Source organism: Pseudoalteromonas sp. S2755, assembly GCF_005886535.1.
Classification (GTDB): Bacteria; Pseudomonadota; Gammaproteobacteria; order Enterobacterales; family Alteromonadaceae; genus Pseudoalteromonas.
In genome coordinates this window covers 1-18,955 of sequence record NZ_PNDS01000066.1, presented here as the reverse complement: position 1 = coordinate 18,955, position 18,955 = coordinate 1, and the positions used below count along the sequence as shown (strand labels likewise).

16 protein-coding genes and 1 tRNA gene are annotated in these 18,955 nt (G+C 42.1%); 11 read left to right on the top strand and 6 right to left on the bottom strand.

The window, feature by feature from the left end:
* The first annotated feature begins 717 nt into the window (after positions 1-717).
* Both CWC03_RS12270 and CWC03_RS12265 read left to right on the top strand, forming a co-directional pair.
* Positions 718-3,357 (top strand): TonB-dependent receptor, encoded by a 2,640-nt coding sequence (locus tag CWC03_RS12270; RefSeq protein WP_138582158.1) that lies wholly within the window; start codon positions 718-720, stop codon positions 3,355-3,357.
* Between the two features lie 102 nt (positions 3,358-3,459).
* On the top strand, positions 3,460-5,016 hold the full coding sequence (locus CWC03_RS12265) for a tryptophan halogenase family protein (protein ID WP_171040245.1): 1,557 nt from the start codon (positions 3,460-3,462) through the stop codon (positions 5,014-5,016).
* Here the strand turns inward: CWC03_RS12265 and CWC03_RS12260 are convergent.
* Positions 4,982-5,722 carry a DUF6445 family protein gene (locus CWC03_RS12260; RefSeq protein WP_138582156.1) on the bottom strand — a complete coding sequence of 247 codons (741 nt, stop codon included), beginning with the start codon at positions 5,720-5,722 and terminating at the stop codon, positions 4,982-4,984. The genes CWC03_RS12265 and CWC03_RS12260 overlap by 35 nt on opposite strands.
* A 290-nt stretch (positions 5,723-6,012) precedes the next feature.
* On the opposite strand from CWC03_RS12260, the gene CWC03_RS12255 reads away from it, so the two are divergent.
* Entirely contained in the window at positions 6,013-6,723 is a 711-nt protein-coding gene (locus tag CWC03_RS12255; RefSeq protein WP_010375531.1) for a SapC family protein, read from the top strand.
* Between the two features lie 128 nt (positions 6,724-6,851).
* Here CWC03_RS12255 and CWC03_RS12250 read toward each other — a convergent pair whose 3' ends face one another.
* Positions 6,852-7,334, bottom strand: coding sequence for a hypothetical protein (locus CWC03_RS12250; protein WP_138582155.1), 483 nt, complete (start codon positions 7,332-7,334; stop codon positions 6,852-6,854).
* A gap of 253 nt (positions 7,335-7,587) precedes the next feature.
* Here CWC03_RS12250 and CWC03_RS12245 point away from each other — a divergent pair, with 253 nt between their 5' ends.
* From CWC03_RS12245 to CWC03_RS12225, 5 genes are all read left to right on the top strand, one after another.
* Positions 7,588-8,616, top strand: coding sequence for an isoaspartyl peptidase/L-asparaginase family protein (locus CWC03_RS12245; RefSeq protein ID WP_138582154.1), 1,029 nt, complete (start codon positions 7,588-7,590; stop codon positions 8,614-8,616).
* An 85-nt stretch (positions 8,617-8,701) separates the two neighbouring features.
* The gene (locus CWC03_RS12240) at positions 8,702-9,130 is read left to right on the top strand and encodes a CBS domain-containing protein (RefSeq protein WP_128725257.1); all 429 of its coding nucleotides are present in this window, start codon (positions 8,702-8,704) and stop codon (positions 9,128-9,130) included.
* Between the two features lie 153 nt (positions 9,131-9,283).
* Positions 9,284-13,177, top strand: coding sequence for an ATP-dependent RNA helicase HrpA (hrpA, locus tag CWC03_RS12235; RefSeq protein ID WP_138582153.1), 3,894 nt, complete (start codon positions 9,284-9,286; stop codon positions 13,175-13,177).
* Positions 13,178-13,258: 81 nt separating this feature from the next.
* The gene (locus tag CWC03_RS12230; RefSeq protein WP_010606518.1) at positions 13,259-13,642 is read left to right on the top strand and encodes a response regulator; all 384 of its coding nucleotides are present in this window, start codon (positions 13,259-13,261) and stop codon (positions 13,640-13,642) included.
* A gap of 9 nt (positions 13,643-13,651) precedes the next feature.
* Positions 13,652-13,942 carry a PilZ domain-containing protein gene (locus tag CWC03_RS12225; protein WP_128725255.1) on the top strand — a complete coding sequence of 97 codons (291 nt, stop codon included), beginning with the start codon at positions 13,652-13,654 and terminating at the stop codon, positions 13,940-13,942.
* Between the two features lie 60 nt (positions 13,943-14,002).
* Here CWC03_RS12225 and CWC03_RS12220 read toward each other — a convergent pair whose 3' ends face one another.
* Positions 14,003-15,193 (bottom strand): class I SAM-dependent methyltransferase, encoded by a 1,191-nt coding sequence (locus CWC03_RS12220; RefSeq protein ID WP_138582152.1) that lies wholly within the window; start codon positions 15,191-15,193, stop codon positions 14,003-14,005.
* A gap of 127 nt (positions 15,194-15,320) precedes the next feature.
* Here CWC03_RS12220 and CWC03_RS12215 point away from each other — a divergent pair, with 127 nt between their 5' ends.
* The gene (locus CWC03_RS12215) at positions 15,321-15,962 is read left to right on the top strand and encodes an HD domain-containing protein (RefSeq protein ID WP_138582151.1); all 642 of its coding nucleotides are present in this window, start codon (positions 15,321-15,323) and stop codon (positions 15,960-15,962) included.
* Between the two features lie 17 nt (positions 15,963-15,979).
* Here the strand turns inward: CWC03_RS12215 and CWC03_RS12210 are convergent, their stop codons facing one another.
* On the bottom strand, positions 15,980-16,960 hold the full coding sequence (locus CWC03_RS12210) for an ion channel (RefSeq protein WP_010606522.1): 981 nt from the start codon (positions 16,958-16,960) through the stop codon (positions 15,980-15,982).
* A 226-nt stretch (positions 16,961-17,186) separates the two neighbouring features.
* On the opposite strand from CWC03_RS12210, the gene CWC03_RS12205 reads away from it, so the two are divergent.
* Positions 17,187-17,843, top strand: a complete 657-nt coding sequence (locus CWC03_RS12205) for a M48 family metallopeptidase (RefSeq protein WP_138582150.1) — start codon at positions 17,187-17,189, stop codon at positions 17,841-17,843.
* Positions 17,844-17,865: 22 nt separating this feature from the next.
* On the opposite strand, the gene CWC03_RS12200 is transcribed toward CWC03_RS12205, so the two are convergent.
* Positions 17,866-18,261, bottom strand: a complete 396-nt coding sequence (locus CWC03_RS12200) for a helix-turn-helix domain-containing protein (protein ID WP_138582149.1) — start codon at positions 18,259-18,261, stop codon at positions 17,866-17,868.
* A gap of 72 nt (positions 18,262-18,333) precedes the next feature.
* Here CWC03_RS12200 and CWC03_RS12195 point away from each other — a divergent pair, with 72 nt between their 5' ends.
* The gene (locus tag CWC03_RS12195) at positions 18,334-18,831 is read left to right on the top strand and encodes a DUF2938 domain-containing protein (RefSeq protein ID WP_249314022.1); all 498 of its coding nucleotides are present in this window, start codon (positions 18,334-18,336) and stop codon (positions 18,829-18,831) included.
* Positions 18,832-18,848: 17 nt separating this feature from the next.
* Here the strand turns inward: CWC03_RS12195 and CWC03_RS12190 are convergent.
* Positions 18,849-18,933: transfer RNA gene (locus CWC03_RS12190), tRNA-Tyr, on the bottom strand.
* Positions 18,934-18,955 lie beyond the last annotated feature (22 nt).

Here is an 18,955-nt window from a genome sequence, read left to right as displayed (position 1 = left end):
TTTAGTATTCTTTTATAAGTGTTTACTATTTTTTATTCTTTCTTGATACTTCTTCATTTTAACTTCTTACTTCTTACTTCTTACTTCTTACTTCTTACTTCTTACTTCTTACTTCTTACTTCTTACTTCTTACTTCTTACTTCTTACGAATAAAAGCAATAAATTTTACTGATTCAAGATACGATCATTAGAAAATCAACAAGTCCCGTAATAGGGTATTCAAATTTGTGCAAAAGATAGTGATAGCTAACTCGGTAATCGTAGATTTTATAAGCCTTTGTCATAAAAAATTCTCTTAAAAGAACTAGACAGTACTTACAGATAAATTTATAATGACAGCGTTGTCATTGATATTGATTCTCATCTTTAGCTTCTGCCCAAGCTTGATGAGGGAATTGAATACACATCCCCCTTGTGTGTATTCAGATAATTAAAATGTTCCTTTATTGAGACAATTCCATCTTAAAACCCTACAGCAGCAAAATTTTTTGTGCTATTCTCCAATCGTTTTTGTAACAAACCATATCTTGGTCATATTTAAATTTATATTTATCAATAAGATATATATCTATATGAATATTTTTTGAATAACAGGCCAAAAAAATTGTAGCGAATATGTAATTTAGGGTGTATGGTTTGTTATTAGATGACAGCGTTGTCATCATCACTGGGCAGAAGTGATTTAAAAAACCAACAAAATGATTCAAGGGGAATCCTGTGTTAGCTAATAATTTCAAAAAAAGCTTACTTGCAGTTAACGTCAGCATCGCACTAGGTGCGGGCTTTTCAGGCGTTGTAGTTGCAGAAGAAAGTCAAAGCCAAAATCAAGTACAAGAAAACGTAGAAGTCATTGAAGTTCGTGGTATTCGCCGTTCTTTAAAAGAATCTATTAATACCAAGCGTTTTGCAACGAGTGTTGTTGACGCGGTATCTGCAGAAGATATCGGCAAGTTTCCTGACAGCGATGTAGGTGAAGCGCTTGGTCGCATTCCAGGTGTTGCAGTAAACCGTCAATTTGGACAAGGTCAACAAGTATCCATCCGAGGTGCTTCAAACCAATTAACACTGACCACTCTAAATGGTCAGTCTGTTGCGTCGACTGGTTGGTATGATCAACAAGCAATCGATAGAAGCTTCAACTATACATTGTTACCACCTCAATTAATAAGCGCTATCGAAGTATTTAAGTCTTCACAGGCCGATTTAGTCGAAGGCGGTGTAGGTGGTACTGTTAACGTTAAAACTCGAAAACCACTAGATTTGGACTCAAACTCAGCTTTTTTCTCTATTGAAGGTGACTATTCAACAGAATCTGAAGAGACAGATCCTGGCCTCTCAGCGCTTTACAGCTGGAAAAATGCTGATGAAACTTTTGGTGTGATGGGGGCGGTTGCGTATGAAGATTCTACATATGTACGTCGCGGAAATGAAGCGTCTTATGGTTGGGATGGTGCGGAGTCAGTAAACTATTTCGAACAGCAGCGTGAAAGAACTTCTATCGATATCACTGCACAGTACGCACCAACAGCAAATTCAGAGTTTGTCCTACATTACTTAGGGTTAGAGCTAGAAGCTGATAACGCTAACAACAGTATTTTCTTATTCACAAACTTGAATAACTGTGAGAAAAAAATCGCAGTGTCAGATGTCTGTACTGTTCGTTCGAACACAGCAGAGAATCCAGCGCCAAACCGTGCATTTTTACAAACGTTTGCTCGTTTTGCTTCGATGGAATCTGAAGTTATTGATTTAGCTTATAATTATCATGGCGACAACTTTAAGGTTGAGACTCGTTTAGGCTCAACTTCTGCTGAAGGTGGAACAGATTTAACAATAAACCACGCAGCATATTTGGGAACTGCGGCAGATCTTAACGGTTTAGTTTTAGATAACTCAGGAAAGGCGTCTTCAGTAAATCTGCCAAAAGGCGGCTGGAATATTTCAGAGTTTGATCCAAGTTGGGACGATCGAGGTCTGCAAAATTGGGCTTCTCAAAAAGCGCCAAACAAAGATGAAGAAACTTATTTCCAAGCTGATCTTACATATAACCTTGACCATGAGTATATTACTTCAATAAAAGCGGGTATTCGCTGGACTGATCATGAAGTAGTGCGAGATTCATACCGTCCTACGCATAATGCACACAATATCATCGATCCAACACAATTTTGGACTGGTAGTGAAACTTCTGGTACGGATGCAAATGTTGTAATCCCAACGCCAGATATAAATGCTATGAGAGCAAATGCAGAAGCAACTTTTGGTACTTGGTACCATGATCGTTCAGGTTATTCTACGGTTGAAGAAGAAAACTTAGCTATCTATTTAATGGCTAATTATTCAGGCGAAAATTACAGAGGTAATTTTGGCTTGAGATATGTGTCAACAGATGCATCATCTAAATATTTTGCACCTATGCCTGGTTTTGTTGATCCAAATGGTATTGGTCAAAACAATGGGCTGAGTTCAAGCATTGTTGAAGATAAAGGTGATTACAGCGAAATCTTACCTAGCTTTAACCTAGCCTACGACTTAAGTGAAGATAGCATTGTACGTGTTTCTCTAGCACAAGTTATTTCTCGTCCTAACTACAATGATATGTTTGCAGCGACGCAGATTGCAGGTTATGGCGATACTCAGCGCGGTAATGAGACGCTTACAAAGGGTAACCCTAATCTTAAGCCGTTTAAAGCTACTCAAGCTGACCTAGGATATGAGTATTACTACGGTGATGCTAACATGGTTGCAATCACGTTGTTCTACAAAGATGTCAGTAATTTTACGACTAGTGAAACTACGTTGAATCAATCGGTTGGAATTGTTGACCCTGTGACTGGTCAAGATAACTGGCAGGTAAACACTCAGGTTGATGGTGATGGTGGTGACATTCTTGGTTTTGAATTCCAAGTTCAGCACGAGCTAGGTGGTGGATTTGGCACGCTATTCAACTACACCTATGCTGATGGTTCTGTTGATGAGTCGAACTTCTCTGATGCTGTAGGCTTATTCTCAGATAGTTCTGAAAACACAATCAATGCGGTTGCGTATTATGAGCAAGATGATGTAAGCGTAAGACTTGCTTACAACTGGCGTTCTAAGTATATGATCCGTGAGACAGGCTTCTACGGTAACCGTATGCACGATGATTATGGATCACTAGACCTAACCGCGAGCTATAACGTTACTGACTCAATTACACTCCGCTTTGCGGCGGTGAATTTGACAGAGGAAGATAGTGTGCAGTACGGTGCCGCTGAGTTCCCAGCTGGAACTAAGGCTTCAATTCGAGATGGCTATGCTGCTTGGTCATATAAAGGGGATGCTAGATACTCTCTTGGTGTTGATTTCCGCTTTTAAGATTTAGCATACTAGTAAGGAAGCCCCTATATGGGGCTTCTTTCCATTTAATACTATAGAAATTCGATTTTAGTGTTTTACTATGTTTCGTAGGTAATTAATTTGAAAGAAATTAGCAAGGTCGTAATCGTTGGTGGTGGGACGGCTGGATGGATTGCTGCATGTCATATTGCCAAAAAATTAAACCCTAATGAAAATGACAATATTTCAATTACTTTGTTAGACTCGCCCGATATTCCAACCATCGGAGTTGGAGAGGGAACCGTCCCTGTAATCAAAGACACGCTAAAATACTTTGGAATAAAAGAAAGTGATTTTATAGGTCAATGTGATGTCACTTTTAAACACAGTATTAAATTCGTGAATTGGTGTCATAATCCATCAGCAGTAGAAGAAGATTTTTATCATCACCTTTTTGATTTCCCAAATATTCGCCCTTTTGATGTAACACCTCATTGGTTACTAAATAAAGATTTAGCCAGCAAAAAGTATGCAGATTTAGTATCGGTACAGTCGTATATTTGTGAAAAAGCATTACCACCAAAACGGTTATCAGATAAAGAGTTCTCAGGACTTTTTAATTATGCCTATCATCTTGATGCTGGTAAATTTACAGAGCTTCTGCGTCAGCATGCAATACACAAGCTTGGCGTTAAGAATCTTAAGTGTAATGTCACAAAAGCTAACTTAAATGAAGAGCGCTTTATCGAGTCTCTAGAACTCGACAATGGTGAAAGAGTGAAGGGAGATTTCTTTGTTGATTGTTCTGGTTTTCAATCGTTACTGATTGAGCAGTCACTTGGAGGGAAGTTTATTGATAAAGGGAATGAGCTTTTTGCAGACACCGCATTGGCTGTTCAAGTCGATTATGATACTCCAAATGCCACGATCAAACCTTACACGACTTCAACCGCCCAAAAATATGGATGGATTTGGGATATAGGCTTAACAACACGCAGAGGAATAGGGTATGTTTACTCCAGCAAGTATCAAACAGAGGAGAGTGCGAGATCTACCTTACTAAATTATATAGAAGATAGTAAGATACTCAGCCAAGTCCGAAAATTGCCAATGAAGGTTGGATACCAGCAAACGCCATGGATAAATAATTGTGTGGCTATGGGGCTGTCACAAGGGTTTGTAGAGCCATTAGAAGCTACAGGTTTGCTTATGTTTGATGTCACAGCAAGGATGTTTGCAGAGGCTTTTCCGAGTGATGTAGAAAATATTAAACTGAGGCAAAAGCGTTTCAATGAAGATGTTACGCAGATGTGGGAGTCAACGACCGACTTCATCAAACTTCATTATTATTTATCAAAAAGAGATGATAGCGCTTTTTGGATTGATAATAGAAATGAAAACTCCTTATCGAATGAGTTAAAAGAAAAGCTACAGCTTTGGCGTGCTAAAATTCCTTCTCAATTCGACTTCCGTTCCAATTTAGATCTGTTTCGTGTCAGCAATTATCTCTATGTTCTATACGGCATGAATTATTATACCCACCTTTCGATTCAGCCGCCTTCGGGAGAGGCTAGTGCATTATCGAAGCTATTGGAGGATATTCAGAAAGGAGTAAGCTATTGCAGTAATAACTTACGAGGGCACAGAGAAACCTTAGAGCATATTAAACGTTCGGTAGTTCACGTCGGTCAAAAATAATAAAGCTCGTAATCGTTAAACGTCCATCCAATATTGCGTCTGAGCTAAGTTGCGATTCTGCGAGACACGCTGAATGAAGTCGAGTGCTAGGGAAAGCCACGATGCGGCCAAACTCAGCTTCGATATAATGAGTTCTGTCAAAAAGTGGATGGTGATTGGAGATATATTGTTTTTCTTTGTAAACACTTTGTGACAGCTCAATATCTAAGTGATCTCGATAGCGATCATGATTTGCACTGATAACTTCTTTCACTCCCGTCGATTTGTGTTGGTAAAAGCCTGTCCCGCCAAATTCATTGCCACATAGGTAATGAACCAATGCTATCTGGTTTGTGTTTAAGTTGTCGAAGTGTGGAACTGTTTGATATGCATGCAGTTCTTCATTTGATTTGGTGGCAATTGCATAATTGCAGCTGATACGCTTAATTGATTCTAGTGATGGTGATGCACCAAAATAAGGAGCCAGTTTAAGTGCTAATTCCTTAACAAATTCAAAATAGTCATTTGAAACTCGAGCCCATAAGCCTGGATAACTGTTTATCGGTTTTACCCAATCAGGACGATAACTTGGCGCTTGCTGTTTCCACACTGTGCTCATATTGCCAAAGTCCATATAAATCATTGGTGTGTCTCTTTCACAAGGCGACAATTGAATGGGTTCAACCTTTTCAATAGATTTTATATGTTGTTTAATTGCTTCGTTCATTTAGCTCTCTTTTTACACTAGGGAAGTTGGCAAGACCATCAATATATCAAACTCTTAACTAAGAGTTTAATATATTTCTTTACTTCTTTAGTCAGTGATTCACACGGTGCGTTTAGATTGATTTTTAGACAGATATTCAAGAATATAGGCGAGGTAATTATTTGGTTTTTAGTTGCCATAGTTAGCGGTATCTCTTCTCATAAATATTTAACTTCCAATTTGCCCCGAAAACCGCTAGCCTTAGGGGCAATAAATAAAGTAACAAATACGTAAAATAATGGAGCAGTATTATGGCGGAACAACAAGTGCAGCCTTTACACAACGAAAAGCACGCTAATATCAAAGTAAAAAATGGCGTGAACGTTGATTTCCTTAAAACTCAGCACTTAATGCCTGTAGTGGCGCATGAGTTTGCGCGTGTAGCGACAGAATTCCCAATGGCGTTTGTTAAAAACACTGAGTCAGGTCAATTTCAAGCGGTTGCTATGTTTGGTCTTCAGCCTGGTGAAAACCTATTTGTTGATGGTGATAAGTGGACTGGCAGCTTTGTGCCAATGGCCGCTGCACGTTACCCGTTTGGTTTGGTTAAGCATCCTGAACAAGATCAGTTTGGTATTGTTATTGATGAAGCAAGCCCGCTAGTTGGTGAAGAAGAAGGCAATGCGCTTTTCGAAGACGGTAAAGAAACAGAATACCTAGGTCGTCGTAAAGAAGCGTTAGTTAGCTATGTTGAGTTTGCTCGTGTAACTGAAGCGTTTACTCAGTATCTTGCTGACAAAGAGCTTCTAGTTCAACAAACGCTAACGGTAGAAATCCGTGGTGAGAAGAAAGACATCAACGGTATTTACCTTGTGGATGAGCGTAAGTTAAATGAATTAGGTGACGAAGATTTCCTAGAGCTACGTAAACGTGGTTATTTAGCACCGATCTTCGCATTCTTAACTTCTACACATCAAGTAGCGCGCCTTGCTCGCATGAAGGCACAGCGCGAAGCGAGCTAATCACTTTTAGATACAGAACGATTCGATAGAAGCGCTTCCAGAGAGAAGCGCTTTTTTGTGGATGCTATTTTATAACTGCTACACCAATTTGCTCCTTCAAATTGAGCAAGTATCAAGACAAATTGGTATTACTTAGCGTTTGGAATAGGGCAGTATGAACCGCCGCGAGGGATCCAGACCGAGCGTGTTTCCCAACGACAGTTATACGCTACTCGGCGTTCTTCTTGTTGAGTTGAAAAAGTATCATGTTGATGAACATAGGCACCTCCAGGCACCTGATAGTTTGGGATTGGATGAGGAATCGTCCAACCACCAGGGCAGCTTTGTGTCGCGAGTACGGTTTTAGTTTGCCATAAAGTATAGGGACCGTAAGGTTCACCTGCTATTAATTTGTAGTGGCAAGTCTTATAACTCACATCAACGAGCTCTGTACGGTAGTCACATACCCACACACGTCGCTCATCCCAGTAGCCACCGCAGTCAACATTGTTGACTTGGGTGTCATAAAAAGTGTTGTAATCAATAACTTTAATTTGCTTTTGAGTAGAAGCGGCTTGGGCAGTACCAAGCAGTAGTGTGCTAAAAGCTGCAATTTTTAGAATGTTTTTCATATCGATTCCTGTCGAATTTCGTTATTTTATTACTTTGAGTTATTTCAAAGTAATAAATATGTTTCCATTTTGTGGTCGAAATAACAACCATAAATTGGTTGAAAAATATTCAAATTTGCTGTTGTCACTTGCTACTCATGAGTTTCTTTCAACCACACTGTAAATAAGTTAGCTCGACAATTTTAACGCGAAAGCTTGCATCGTTCTAAAATTCACCTCATGCTGAAGTTTAACAACGAACCAAGGTATAAAAATGAAAAAAATCTCTTTGCTAGCAGTCTTATTAGCCTTATCGGCGACAGCCGCTGTCGCTGACGAGAAAGCGCCACCGTTTGCGATCGCCATTCATGGGGGAGCTGGCACGATTGAGCGCAGTAACTTCACGCCAGAAAAAGAAAAACAATACAAAGCTAAATTAAAAGAAGCTGTTGAGGCTGGCTATAAGGTACTAGAACAAGGTGGAGAAAGTCTTGATGCGGTAACGGCAGCCATTAACATTCTTGAAGACTCGCCTTTTTTTAATGCTGGTAAGGGGGCCGTGTACACTTATGATGAAGGACATGAGCTAGATGCGTCAATCATGGATGGTCGTAATCGCCAAGCGGGCGCTGTAGCGGGGGTGAAGCACATTAAAAACCCAATCGATCTGGCAAAAGAAGTGATGCAGCATTCAGTACATGTCATGTTAAGTGGTGAAGGTGCAGAAGACTTTGCTAAGAAACGCGGTTTTACGTTAGTGGAAAACAGCTATTTTGACACCGATTCTCGCTATCAATCGCTCCTAAAAGCGAAAAAGCGATTGCAGATGAAAGAAGCGGCGACCAAGGACTATCAGGCGGCACACCAACAATTGAAGAGTCAGTATAAGATGGGAACTGTGGGAGCTGTCGCTCTTGATAAACAAGGGAATTTAGCGGCTGGAACGTCAACCGGTGGGATGACGGCTAAACGCTTTGGACGCATAGGTGACTCACCGGTGATTGGTGCGGGCACATTTGCGGATAACCGCTCTTGTGCTGTTTCAGCAACGGGGCATGGCGAGTATTTTATTCGATATAATGTCGCAGCTGATATTTGTGCTCGTGTTGCTTATCAAAACAAGTCGATTGACAAAGCAGGGAAAGAAGTGATTTTTGATACGCTTTATCCAATTGGTGGTACGGGTGGGGTGATCATTGTTGACCCGAAAGGCAATATTAGTATGCCATTTAATACCGCGGGGATGTACCGTGCGAGCAAGTCGTCAACAACACCGACCTATGTTGGTATTTATAGCGAGTAAAACAATATTTCGTTGAGACTAAGCAAGTTCTTCAAACGCCAGCTATTATTATCATGATAGCTGGCGTTTTTAATGGAGATGAGCAATGCAATCAATAAAAGTCGCAGACTACTTAAATCATCGCCCCGTAACATTCAAGCAAGATATGCGCGTAGAATCAGCTGTAGAGAAGCTGCTACAAAGCGGTCAATCGGGCGGGCCGGTTATAGACGAGACAAAGCGAGTTATCGGGTTTTTATCTGAGCAAGATTGTCTCAAAAAAATGCTAGAGGCGACCTATCAAAATGAGTCTCATAGTGTGGTGTCCGACGTCATGACAAAAGAACCTCTTTGCGTAAAACGTGAAGATAGTATAGTGCAAATGGCAGATTTGATGATTTGCAATAAACCCAAAGTGTACCCGGTAGTTGACGATGAAGGGCGCTTACTCGGGGTCATCAGCCGCGCAAACGTGTTATTAGCGTTAGATAAGCATTTACATGATGCTTATGTCTCTGGCCACCGCTACGTATGAAGCGATGAAATATACAGGCCGTTTCGGTAGCTCATGAGGAGCTGCCTTGTGAATAACGGCAAAAATCTCAATTCCTAACCAAATTTTGTTGGGTTCGCCTAATCTGATTTGGTAAACTACACGGCGTTTTATGTAATCACAAGGTGTCGTGTAGTGCAGGTTGACTCGCTGTTCAAAGAGCTAAATTCATGTCTTAAAAAGGATCACTTCATCCTCAAAAAGCGCCTTCATGGCGCGAAAAAAATTACCGATCAAGAAAAGCAAAAGCAGGTAGTCGCAAAAGTAGCGGCTGCGATTGCAAAAAGCCAAGAATTAAAGGTAACAAGAAGCGCCAATATTCCAGCAGTAGAGTATCCTGAGCAACTACCTGTCAGCCAGAAAAAAGACGACATCAAAGCGGCCATTGCGAATAACCAAGTGGTTATTGTTGCCGGTGAAACGGGCTCGGGGAAGACCACGCAGCTGCCAAAGATTTGCTTAGAGTTAGGTCGAGGCGTGGATGGCTATATTGGTCATACACAACCAAGAAGACTAGCAGCAAGAAGTGTATCTACCCGTATTGCAGAAGAAATTGGCTGCGAGATGGGGCAAGAAGTTGGATTTAAAATTCGCTTCTCAGATCAAGTCTCTGACAATACATACGTAAAACTGATGACCGACGGTATTTTGCTCTCGGAAATTCAACAAGACAGATTCCTCAACCAGTACGATACAATCATCATTGATGAAGCGCACGAGCGCAGCCTGAATATTGATTTTATTTTGGGTTATTTAAAGCAGCTGTTGCCGAAGCGTCCAGATCTTAAAGTGATTATTACCTCAGCAACCATTGATCCTGAGCGTTTTTCTAAACATTTTAGTGACGCACCTATTATTGAAGTGTCAGGACGAACTTATCCAGTAGAAGTGAGATATCGTCCAGTTGAAGATGTAGACTCACAAAATAGCGAAGCAGAAAACGACCAGTTACAGGGCATTTTTGATGCGGTTGATGAGCTTTGTGCTGAAGGACCTGGGGATATTCTGGTATTTATGAACGGTGAACGTGAAATTCGTGACACCGCTGATGCGTTGGCAAAACGCAATTTAAAAGGCGTTGAGATTTTACCTTTGTATGCGCGCCTTTCCAATGCCGAACAAAATCGCATTTTTGCGCCCCATAGCCAGCGGCGTATTGTATTATCTACAAACGTTGCAGAAACGTCATTAACTGTACCAGGTATTCGCTATGTTATCGACCCAGGTACTGCGAGAATAAGCCGCTACAGTTATCGAACCAAAGTACAACGCTTACCGATTGAAGCAGTATCACAAGCCAGTGCAAACCAGCGTAAAGGTCGATGTGGGCGTGTGGCATCTGGTATTTGTATTCGTTTATATTCTGAAGACGACTTTTTAGGGCGCCCTGAGTTTACCGACCCTGAAATTCTAAGAACCAATTTAGCTTCCGTTATTTTGCAAATGCTCGCACTTGGACTAGGTGATATAAGTCAATTCCCATTTGTACAAGCGCCTGATAGCCGTAATATCAAAGATGGCATGTCATTACTTGAAGAGTTGGAGGCGATAGTTCCTGCAAAGCGCAGAGAAAAAGCCAAGCTCACAGAATCAGGCCGCAAACTAAGCCGCTTACCCATAGATCCAAGGCTTGCTAAGATGGTGATGTCAGGGGCACAAAACAACGCGCTTTGGGAAGCGATAGTGATCACTGCGGCACTGTCTATTCAAGACCCAAGAGAGCGTCCTCAAGACAAACGTGCAGCAGCTGACGAAAAACATAACCGCTTTGAGTGCGAACACTCTGATTTTGTTGCATATCTAAATCTGTGGAATTACATCGAAGCGCAGCAGCAAGCACTGACGCGTAACCAGTTTCGAAAGCAATGTCAAAAAGACTTTTTGGCCTATATGCGCGTACGTGAGTGGCAAGATATTGTATATCAGCTGACTACGGTGTGTGAGGAGCTCGGCTTTAAAATAAATAGCAGTCCTGCAAGCGATGAAGCCGTCCATCAATCATTGCTAAGCGGTATGCTTAGCCATATTGGTGTAAAGGACGAAAAGCAAAAACAAGTCTTTAAAGGCGCACGTAACAGCCAATTTCATATTTTTCCAGGTTCTACACTGTTTAAGAAAAGCCCTAAGTGGTTGATGTCTGCTGAGCTTGTGGAAACCAGTAAACTTTATGCTCGGGTTAATGCCAAAATCGATGTAAATTGGATTGCGCCAATCGCCAAGCATTTAGTTAATAGAAGCTATAGCGAGCCGCATTGGGAGAAAAAGGCTGGAGCGGTTATCGCATTTGAACAGCAAACCTTATACGGCTTGATCATCGTTGGCCGCAAACGCACGGTGTATAGCGATATTGATCCTGTGGTTAGCCGAGAGATATTTATTCGTGAAGCGTTGGCAAATGGTCAACTAGGCCAGAGCGAAGGTTTTTTAAGCGCAAACCAAAAATTGGTTGAAGAAGTGCAAGCGCTTGAAGATAAAGCAAGGCGTCGCGATATCCTAGTCGACGAAGAAGATGTGGTTGCGTTTTATAACGATCGAATTCCACAAGACGTAAATAATCGTGCTGCGTTTAGTAAATGGTGGCGTTCACAAAAGCAAAAAGACAAACGCTTTTTGCATATGACGCGCGATCTGTTAATGAAGCATGACGCTGAACACATCACGGATACCCATTACCCTGATACGTGGCAGCAAGGGAATTTGATTTTGCCTCTTAGTTACCACTTTGACCCAGGCCAAGCACTAGACGGCGTGGTGGTCAATATTCCTCTGGCACTATTAAACCAAGTTCAAGATGAAGGCTTTGATTGGCATATTCCGGCGCTCAGACATGAGCTGGTTTGTGGGCTCATTAAGTCACTGCCGAAGACCCTAAGACGTAACTTTGTACCGGCACCAAATTATGCCGATGCGGTACTCGCCGCCGTTGAGGTAATGCAAGGTTCATTTATAGAAGCGGTGGCCAATCGTTTACTCAGAATGACAGGTGTCAAAGTTGCCGAGTCAGATTGGGACATTAGTGCACTTGAACCGCACTTAAAAATGCAATTTCAGGTAGTTGATGACAAAGGCAAGGTGATAGCCCATGGCTTTGATTTACTGACACTCAAGGCAAAGTTGCAAGGTCAAGTGACCGAGACGCTTTCGCAAGTGGCTGAGCAAGGGATCGAGCAAACGAATATTCAGCAGTGGGATTTTGGCGAGTTACCAGAGCAATACACTAAAAAGCAAGGTAATTATGAGATTAAGGCGTTCCCAGCATTAGTCGATAAAAAACAAAGTACGGCCATAGAATTGTTTGATAACGAAATAAAAGCCCAAGCGGCGCATCAAGCAGGATTGCGCCGTCTTATGCTACTCAATGTTCCTTCGCCTGTTAAATACCTACAGCAACACTTACCAAATAAGGCTAAGTTAGGGTTGTACTTTAACCCCTTTGGTAAAGTGCATGACTTAGTTGATGACTGTACGCAAGCTGGGGTTGATAAGCTGCTGCGTGGATTTGGCGAGATCAGAGATGATGTTGCGTTTGAAAAAGCCAAAGAGCACATTCGAGCAGAGCTAGGCGACACTGTAGTTGAAATTGCGAAGCAAGTTGAGGCAGTGCTTAGCATTGCCCACAGTATTAACAAGCGCATGAAAGGCAGAGTGGATCTCACGATGATCACCGCGCATGGCGACATAAAATCTCAGTTATCCGGTCTTATCTTTAAAGGCTTTGTCACCGCTCACGGTGCTGACAAAATCTCTGATATCTTGCGCTACATGAAAGCGATTGAGAAAAGGCTTGAAAAACTTGCGGTAGATCCAAACAGAGATAGGTTGTGTGTATTAGAGTTGGAAAAAGTTGCTGCGGCCTATCAAGACAAGTTGGCAAAAATTCCCTCTGGATTACCTGTGCCAGAGTCGCTAATAAATATTTTTTGGATGCAGCAGGAACTTCGCGTGTCTTTGTTCGCTCAAACATTAGGAACGGCTTATCCAATTTCGGCTAAACGCGTTCTGAATTCTATAAAAGAGTGCGAAATATAAACTTGCATTTTAGAGTACGACAGTTACTTTATTATATGAGGAAGTAAAACTTTGGATTGTGAGAAGGAAGCGGCATTGAATATGTCCACACGAGAGAAAAGGAAAAATGCACCGCATCTGCTAGTGGTCGATGACGAGTATTTTAACTATGAAATGCTTGAAATGGCACTGTCAGGGGCGTTTGAGCTGAGCTATGCAAACTCGGGTACGAGTTGCTTGTCTAATGCAATTGCTGATCCTCCAGATGCTATTTTGCTTGATGTGTGTATGCCGGGTCTTGACGGCTACGACACCTGCCGAATGTTGAAAAATACACCAGAAACGAAGGACATTCCGGTACTAATGGTGTCTGGTTTAGAGTCCGAAAAAGAACAAAAAGCGGGATTCGATGCAGGTTGCGATGCCTATGTGGTAAAGCCATTTTCAATGCAATCGCTATTAGAAAAAATAAAATCAATGGTGTAGGAGCATTATATGATCAATGAAGATAAACGCCGTTTTATGCGTATGTCGGTGGATGCCGTGGCAAAACTAACCGAACTTGAGTCGGGTAAAGTGTACCAAGGAGTTTGTCACGATTTAAGTGCCACAGGGTTGTCGGTGACAGTGAGCGACCCAATTGAAGCAAATTCAACCGTTGACATTTTCATTGATTCCAGTGGCGATATGATCCAGCCGCTAAGTGCTCATGCAACCGTGATCCGCTGTAGTCAAGAGCAGGATGAGCAGTGGGTTGTAGGACTTGAAATCACCAAGTTTAATTAGGCTACCTAAGCCCTAAAGGTGGTATTGAAGCTTCCTCCAATACCACTGTAAGTTGCTGGATCAATAAACCTTACAGATAAGACCTTTTAGGTAAAAGCCCTCTGGATAATTGCCCGCAATGGGGTGGTCGGCGGCTTGATTTAGCCTTTCCATAATCAACAACTCTTTACCTGCATCGAGCGCAGCGTCTGCAACGACTTTCTGGAATAGGTTTTGTTCCATAAGGCCAGAACATGAGAAGGTGAGTAACGTGCCACCAGGCTTTAATATTTGCATGGCAATCATATTGATATCTTTATAACCACGACAGGCACCATTAAGCTGCGCCTTACTTTCTGCAAACTTTGGCGGATCCATCACAATCGTATCGAATTGGCGGCCCTCATCACGATATTGTCTTAGTAGCTTGAACACGTCTTGCTTCACAAACTCAGCCTTCGACAAGTCTAGTCCATTATGTTCTACATTACGTTTTGCAGTGTCGAGTGCTGGCTGCGATACGTCAACGTTGATAACTTTACTACAGTCACCGCGCAGCGCATAAAGGCCGAATGTACCGGTGTAGCAGAAACAGTTAAGCACTTCTTTGTCTTTTACAAAGCGTTCTAACGCGGCTCTACTGTCGCGTTGATCTAGATAAAAGCCAGTTTTATGGCCGCCGATGATATCGACTTCAATCTTTAAACCATTTTCGCTAATAAGGACAGGTGTGGTTGGTGTATCGCCAGCAAGCGGTCCGGTAATTTTATCAAGGCCTTCTTTTTTGCGCACATCAACATCTGAGCGCTCGTAAACATGACAATCAGGAAATAGTGATTGCAATGCCATTACTATTTCACCTTTGTGACGCTCGGCACCAGCGCTTAGCAACTGACAAACCAAGTAGTTATCAAACTTATCAATTGTTACACCTGGCAGACCATCTGACTCTGCGGCACACAATCGAAAGCCAGTTAAACCACCTTCAGCAATAACATATTCTCTGGCTGCTAGTGCTCGAGCGAGTTTTTGCTCAAAGAACGCTTGGTCAATATGTTGTGATTCATCAAATGTCCAAATTCTGGCTCTGATCTGAGAGTCTGGACTGTAAGCGGCTGTGGCGAGGTATTTACCTTCATTGGTGTAAATCTTGACGGTATCGCCAAGGGCAGGCTTGCCTTTTACTTTTTTAATGGCCTTTGAGAAAACCCAAGGGTGCTTTCTGTTAAGGGATTTTTCTCTGCCTGGTTGCAGATATAGCGCGCAAGTCATATATTTTCTCTAATCTTTCCTGATAGCTGCCATTTTAGTGAAGGGTGTGGCAACATACAATCAGTAATGCCTTTCCCGCCGAATTTGTGTGAGCTTATTTGTCGGATATTAATAAAAGTTGAGCGTAATGACGTTAAAAATGCATGAATTAGAAAAAGCATGTGAAGAGTTTATGCTGTCGACACCATGTGCAGATACCGCCCATGATTTGTCTCATATCAAGCGTGTAGTTAAAGTCGCAAAGTCACTTTGCGAAGCTGAGGGGGCGGATCCTGCTGTGGTGATCCCTGCCGCTTGGTTACATGATTGTGTTGCCGTAGCAAAAAATCATCCGGATAGGCCGCTGGCGTCGAAATTAGCTGCAGATAAGGCGGTTGCCTTCCTAACAGAGTTGAAGTACGACACAGGTAAACTTGAGGCGATTCACCACGCCATTGTTGCACACAGCTTTAGCGCTGGTGTCACACCCACGACATTAGAAGCCAAAATTGTCCAAGACGCAGATAGAATGGATGCGTTAGGGGCGATAGGTGTTAGCCGCTGTATGAAAGTGGGTGGGGCCATAGCGCGTAATCTATACAATGTAGAAGACCCTTTTTGTGAGCACAGAAAAGCGGACGATACCAAATATACCTTAGATCACTTCTTCATTAAGCTGCTGCATATTAAAGATAACATGCATACCACTGCAGCTCGTGAGCAGGCACAAGCCCGCACTCAATATATGTTGGATTTTTTAGAACAACTGAAATCAGAAATCGCGGATTAAGAATGACGAGGTGAGTATCACCTCGTCATTTGCTTTACAAAAACTACCACAAATAGCGCTAATGAAAAGCTGCCGGTAAAAGCCTCTACCGCTGCGATCAGCCGGGAGATCCCCACAGGCGTAATATCCCCGTAACCCAAGGTTGTGAAGGTAACAACGCTAAAATAAAAGCTATTCAGCAGCGCCATGACGTTTTCAGATACACTGTTGTCTAAGTCCAGTTGCATTATCTGGTCTTGAAACGAAACGCCAAATAGAAAATAGCAAAATGCACAGGTAATTATCATACCTAAACTGAAGCGAATGACATTTTCTGGCTTTTCTCCATACCCACATAGTAAGTCGACAAAGCTGGAAATAAGGTGGCGTTTTGAAAATCGTGGATACTGAGCATGTCGCATGCGCAGCTCTTTGTATGTAAAGCGCCCAACCATTTCAAATAGTCCTTGGTTTTCCGCACCTTTACGTAGTAAACGATAGATCTCTTCAGACTGTAGAAACAAGTCTTCCGCGTCTTCTTTGGCTCGGTTTCTACGAGCTTCAAAAGCTTGCTGCTCTTGCAGTAATTGCTCGCCGAGTTCCATATTATCGATACGGGTGTTTTCCAGCTTTATGCCGAGCAAATTGGTGCTTTCTAAATTACAGCAGTGCAGACTTGCTTCTCTCAAGTCGGCCTTCATTAGCGACGCATGCTTAATGGTATTATTAAACAGGTGCGCCCCTTTCAAATTGGCACGATAAAAGTTGCTATAAGATAGATCATAGCCATGATGATTTTCAAAGTTAACAAGATTGAGCCCCTCTAAATTGGCTCGCTTCAACTCTAAGCCTTGTAGCAAGCCGCCTCGCTTGGCGTAGCGTTCAAGCTTTTGGCTTAGCTCTAAGCCACCTTTATCGAATTTATTATCATGCCAAAAGCAGTAACCTGAGCCCATATCGATTTCACTGCATTTTTTTCCCTCAGGTGACACATATTGGCAAATGGGTTTATCAGCCATAGCTTGCCTAAATCAAAATGCCTTTTTCATTAAGCGTAGCAGCAAAAATAATAAATACGGTGATTTAACGAAAAAATCTTTCTAATTTATAGTGTGTTAGAAACCACACTATTGATGAGTTTATTGTCATTGTTGATCAAATTCATCATCTTACATGGCGTTTGCAGTGACTCTGATAAGTTGCTCATATTATAATGCATGCTTTAGTGGCTAAGAATTTGTTACTTTGCAATATCAATTGAAGAAAAGCCGAAAGCGTAAGAGCGTTGCGATAAAAGTAAAAGCTGGCCAAGTCTTTGTGTATGCACCAGAGCAAGTTTGCGAGCGCTGGTTACATACTTGGGTGGAAAGCAAATCCGATTGGATAAAATCAAAGCTTGCTCTAAAAGTCATACCTGAGAGCCCTCGGCCGCTTGAAACAGGAATTGTGCAAGTATTCGGCGAGACCTTTACTATTCATAGAGGCGAAAGTACGACCTCTGTAATTGATTTTGATAATAAAAGAGTGTTACTTAAGGCTGTCAAAAATGAATGGTGTGAACTAGTTGCGCTGTTAAGCGAAACGCTAAATGACTATGTAGATACGGTTATTGCGCGCTATCAACCTGATATTCAAGCTCGCTTTGATACGCTAAAGATACGCGTTTATAAAAGCCGCTGGGGCAGCTTTTCATCTAAAGGTGTGCTTGCGTTTAATACGCTTTTGATTGGTGCGCCTAAGTGGGTCATTGATTATGTGGTAGTGCACGAGCTTTGCCATTTTCATGTCATGGCACACAATAGCGCATTTTGGCATTTGGTAACAAAGCACTATGGCGACGACCATAAAATGGCTCGGCGTTATTTACGTGACCACGGTCGTGACTTGATGATTGAGCATTAGCATAGCGCCCTGTTTATACCTGTTATTTGTTGGGCCTCGTTTTTGCTGCGCGTTTTAACAGCTTTTGAAATGTCGGACATTCAAAATGGCTTGGCGCTGGGCATTTGGCAGCGTGATAGAGGCCATCTCGCATTGCAGTTAAATGCTTTATGGTTTCATTCAATTCATCCGCTTTGGATTGTAACTTCACCCTATCAATATCCGCTTTACCCTCGGGGGTAAACATGTCCGCTATTTCATCTAACGAAAAGCCTGCGTTTCTGCCTAGTGTAATAAGCGCTAGACGTTCAAGTATTGAAGGGGGGAAAACACGTTTAAGCCCTTGTCGACCAATCGAACGGATCAGCCCTTTTTCTTCATAATATCTAAGCGTGGATGCGGGTAAACCAGACTTCTTTGCAACTTCACTGATATCCATTCTTGCCCTTGACTTAAAGTTAACTTGAACTAGTAGGATAGCGGCTATCAGTAAAAAAGAGGAGTAAAAATAGTGGAAAACCTATATTCGATGTTAATGCCAGCAGTCGCGATTGGCGTAGGTGCAACGCTTGTTATGGATTTGTGGGCATTTATGCTCAGTCGCTTATTTGCCATAAAGGGCTTAGATTATGCATTGGTTGGTAGGTGGATTGGACACTTGTGTAAAGGTCAACTTACGCATCAAGGTATCGGGCACAGTAAATCAATATCTGGTGAAGGTGTCATTGGCTGGTGCATGCATTATCTCATTGGGATTGTATTCGCCTTGGCGTTACTGCTGGGCGTGGGCAAGCCTTGGTTGACCGAGCCTAGCCTTTTGATTGCGTTAGTTTTTGGCTTAATAACGTGTGTGTTCCCATTCTTTATTATGCAACCCTGCTTTGGTGCAGGGATCGCAGCATCTAAATTACCAGAGCCGAATAAGGCAAGGGTAAAAAGTATGGCAGCACATTTGATTTTTGGTTTTGGATTGTTTTTAAGCTCATTTATATATGTAAGCTTATTGTGAGATAAAGTAAGAGAAGGTGGTGGAGGGAGCTGGATTCGAACCAGCGAAGGCTGAGCCGTCAGATTTACAGTCTGATCCCTTTGGCCGCTCGGGAACCCCTCCTAACCACCATCGCAGAAATTTA

Bases quoted from the DNA above. Each gene is read 5' to 3' on its own strand.
- CWC03_RS12260 (WP_138582156.1), bottom strand. From the start codon at position 5,722: ATGAACGAAGCAATTAAACAACATATAAAATCTATTGAAAAGGTTGAA.
- CWC03_RS12255 (WP_010375531.1), top strand. From the start codon at position 6,013: ATGGCGGAACAACAAGTGCAGCCTTTACACAACGAAAAGCACGCTAAT.
- CWC03_RS12250 (WP_138582155.1), bottom strand. From the start codon at position 7,334: ATGAAAAACATTCTAAAAATTGCAGCTTTTAGCACACTACTGCTTGGT.
- CWC03_RS12245 (WP_138582154.1), top strand. From the start codon at position 7,588: ATGAAAAAAATCTCTTTGCTAGCAGTCTTATTAGCCTTATCGGCGACA.
- CWC03_RS12240 (WP_128725257.1), top strand. From the start codon at position 8,702: ATGCAATCAATAAAAGTCGCAGACTACTTAAATCATCGCCCCGTAACA.
- CWC03_RS12230 (WP_010606518.1), top strand. From the start codon at position 13,259: ATGTCCACACGAGAGAAAAGGAAAAATGCACCGCATCTGCTAGTGGTC.
- CWC03_RS12225 (WP_128725255.1), top strand. From the start codon at position 13,652: ATGATCAATGAAGATAAACGCCGTTTTATGCGTATGTCGGTGGATGCC.
- CWC03_RS12220 (WP_138582152.1), bottom strand. From the start codon at position 15,193: ATGACTTGCGCGCTATATCTGCAACCAGGCAGAGAAAAATCCCTTAAC.
- CWC03_RS12215 (WP_138582151.1), top strand. From the start codon at position 15,321: ATGACGTTAAAAATGCATGAATTAGAAAAAGCATGTGAAGAGTTTATG.
- CWC03_RS12210 (WP_010606522.1), bottom strand. From the start codon at position 16,960: ATGGCTGATAAACCCATTTGCCAATATGTGTCACCTGAGGGAAAAAAA.
- CWC03_RS12200 (WP_138582149.1), bottom strand. From the start codon at position 18,261: ATGGATATCAGTGAAGTTGCAAAGAAGTCTGGTTTACCCGCATCCACG.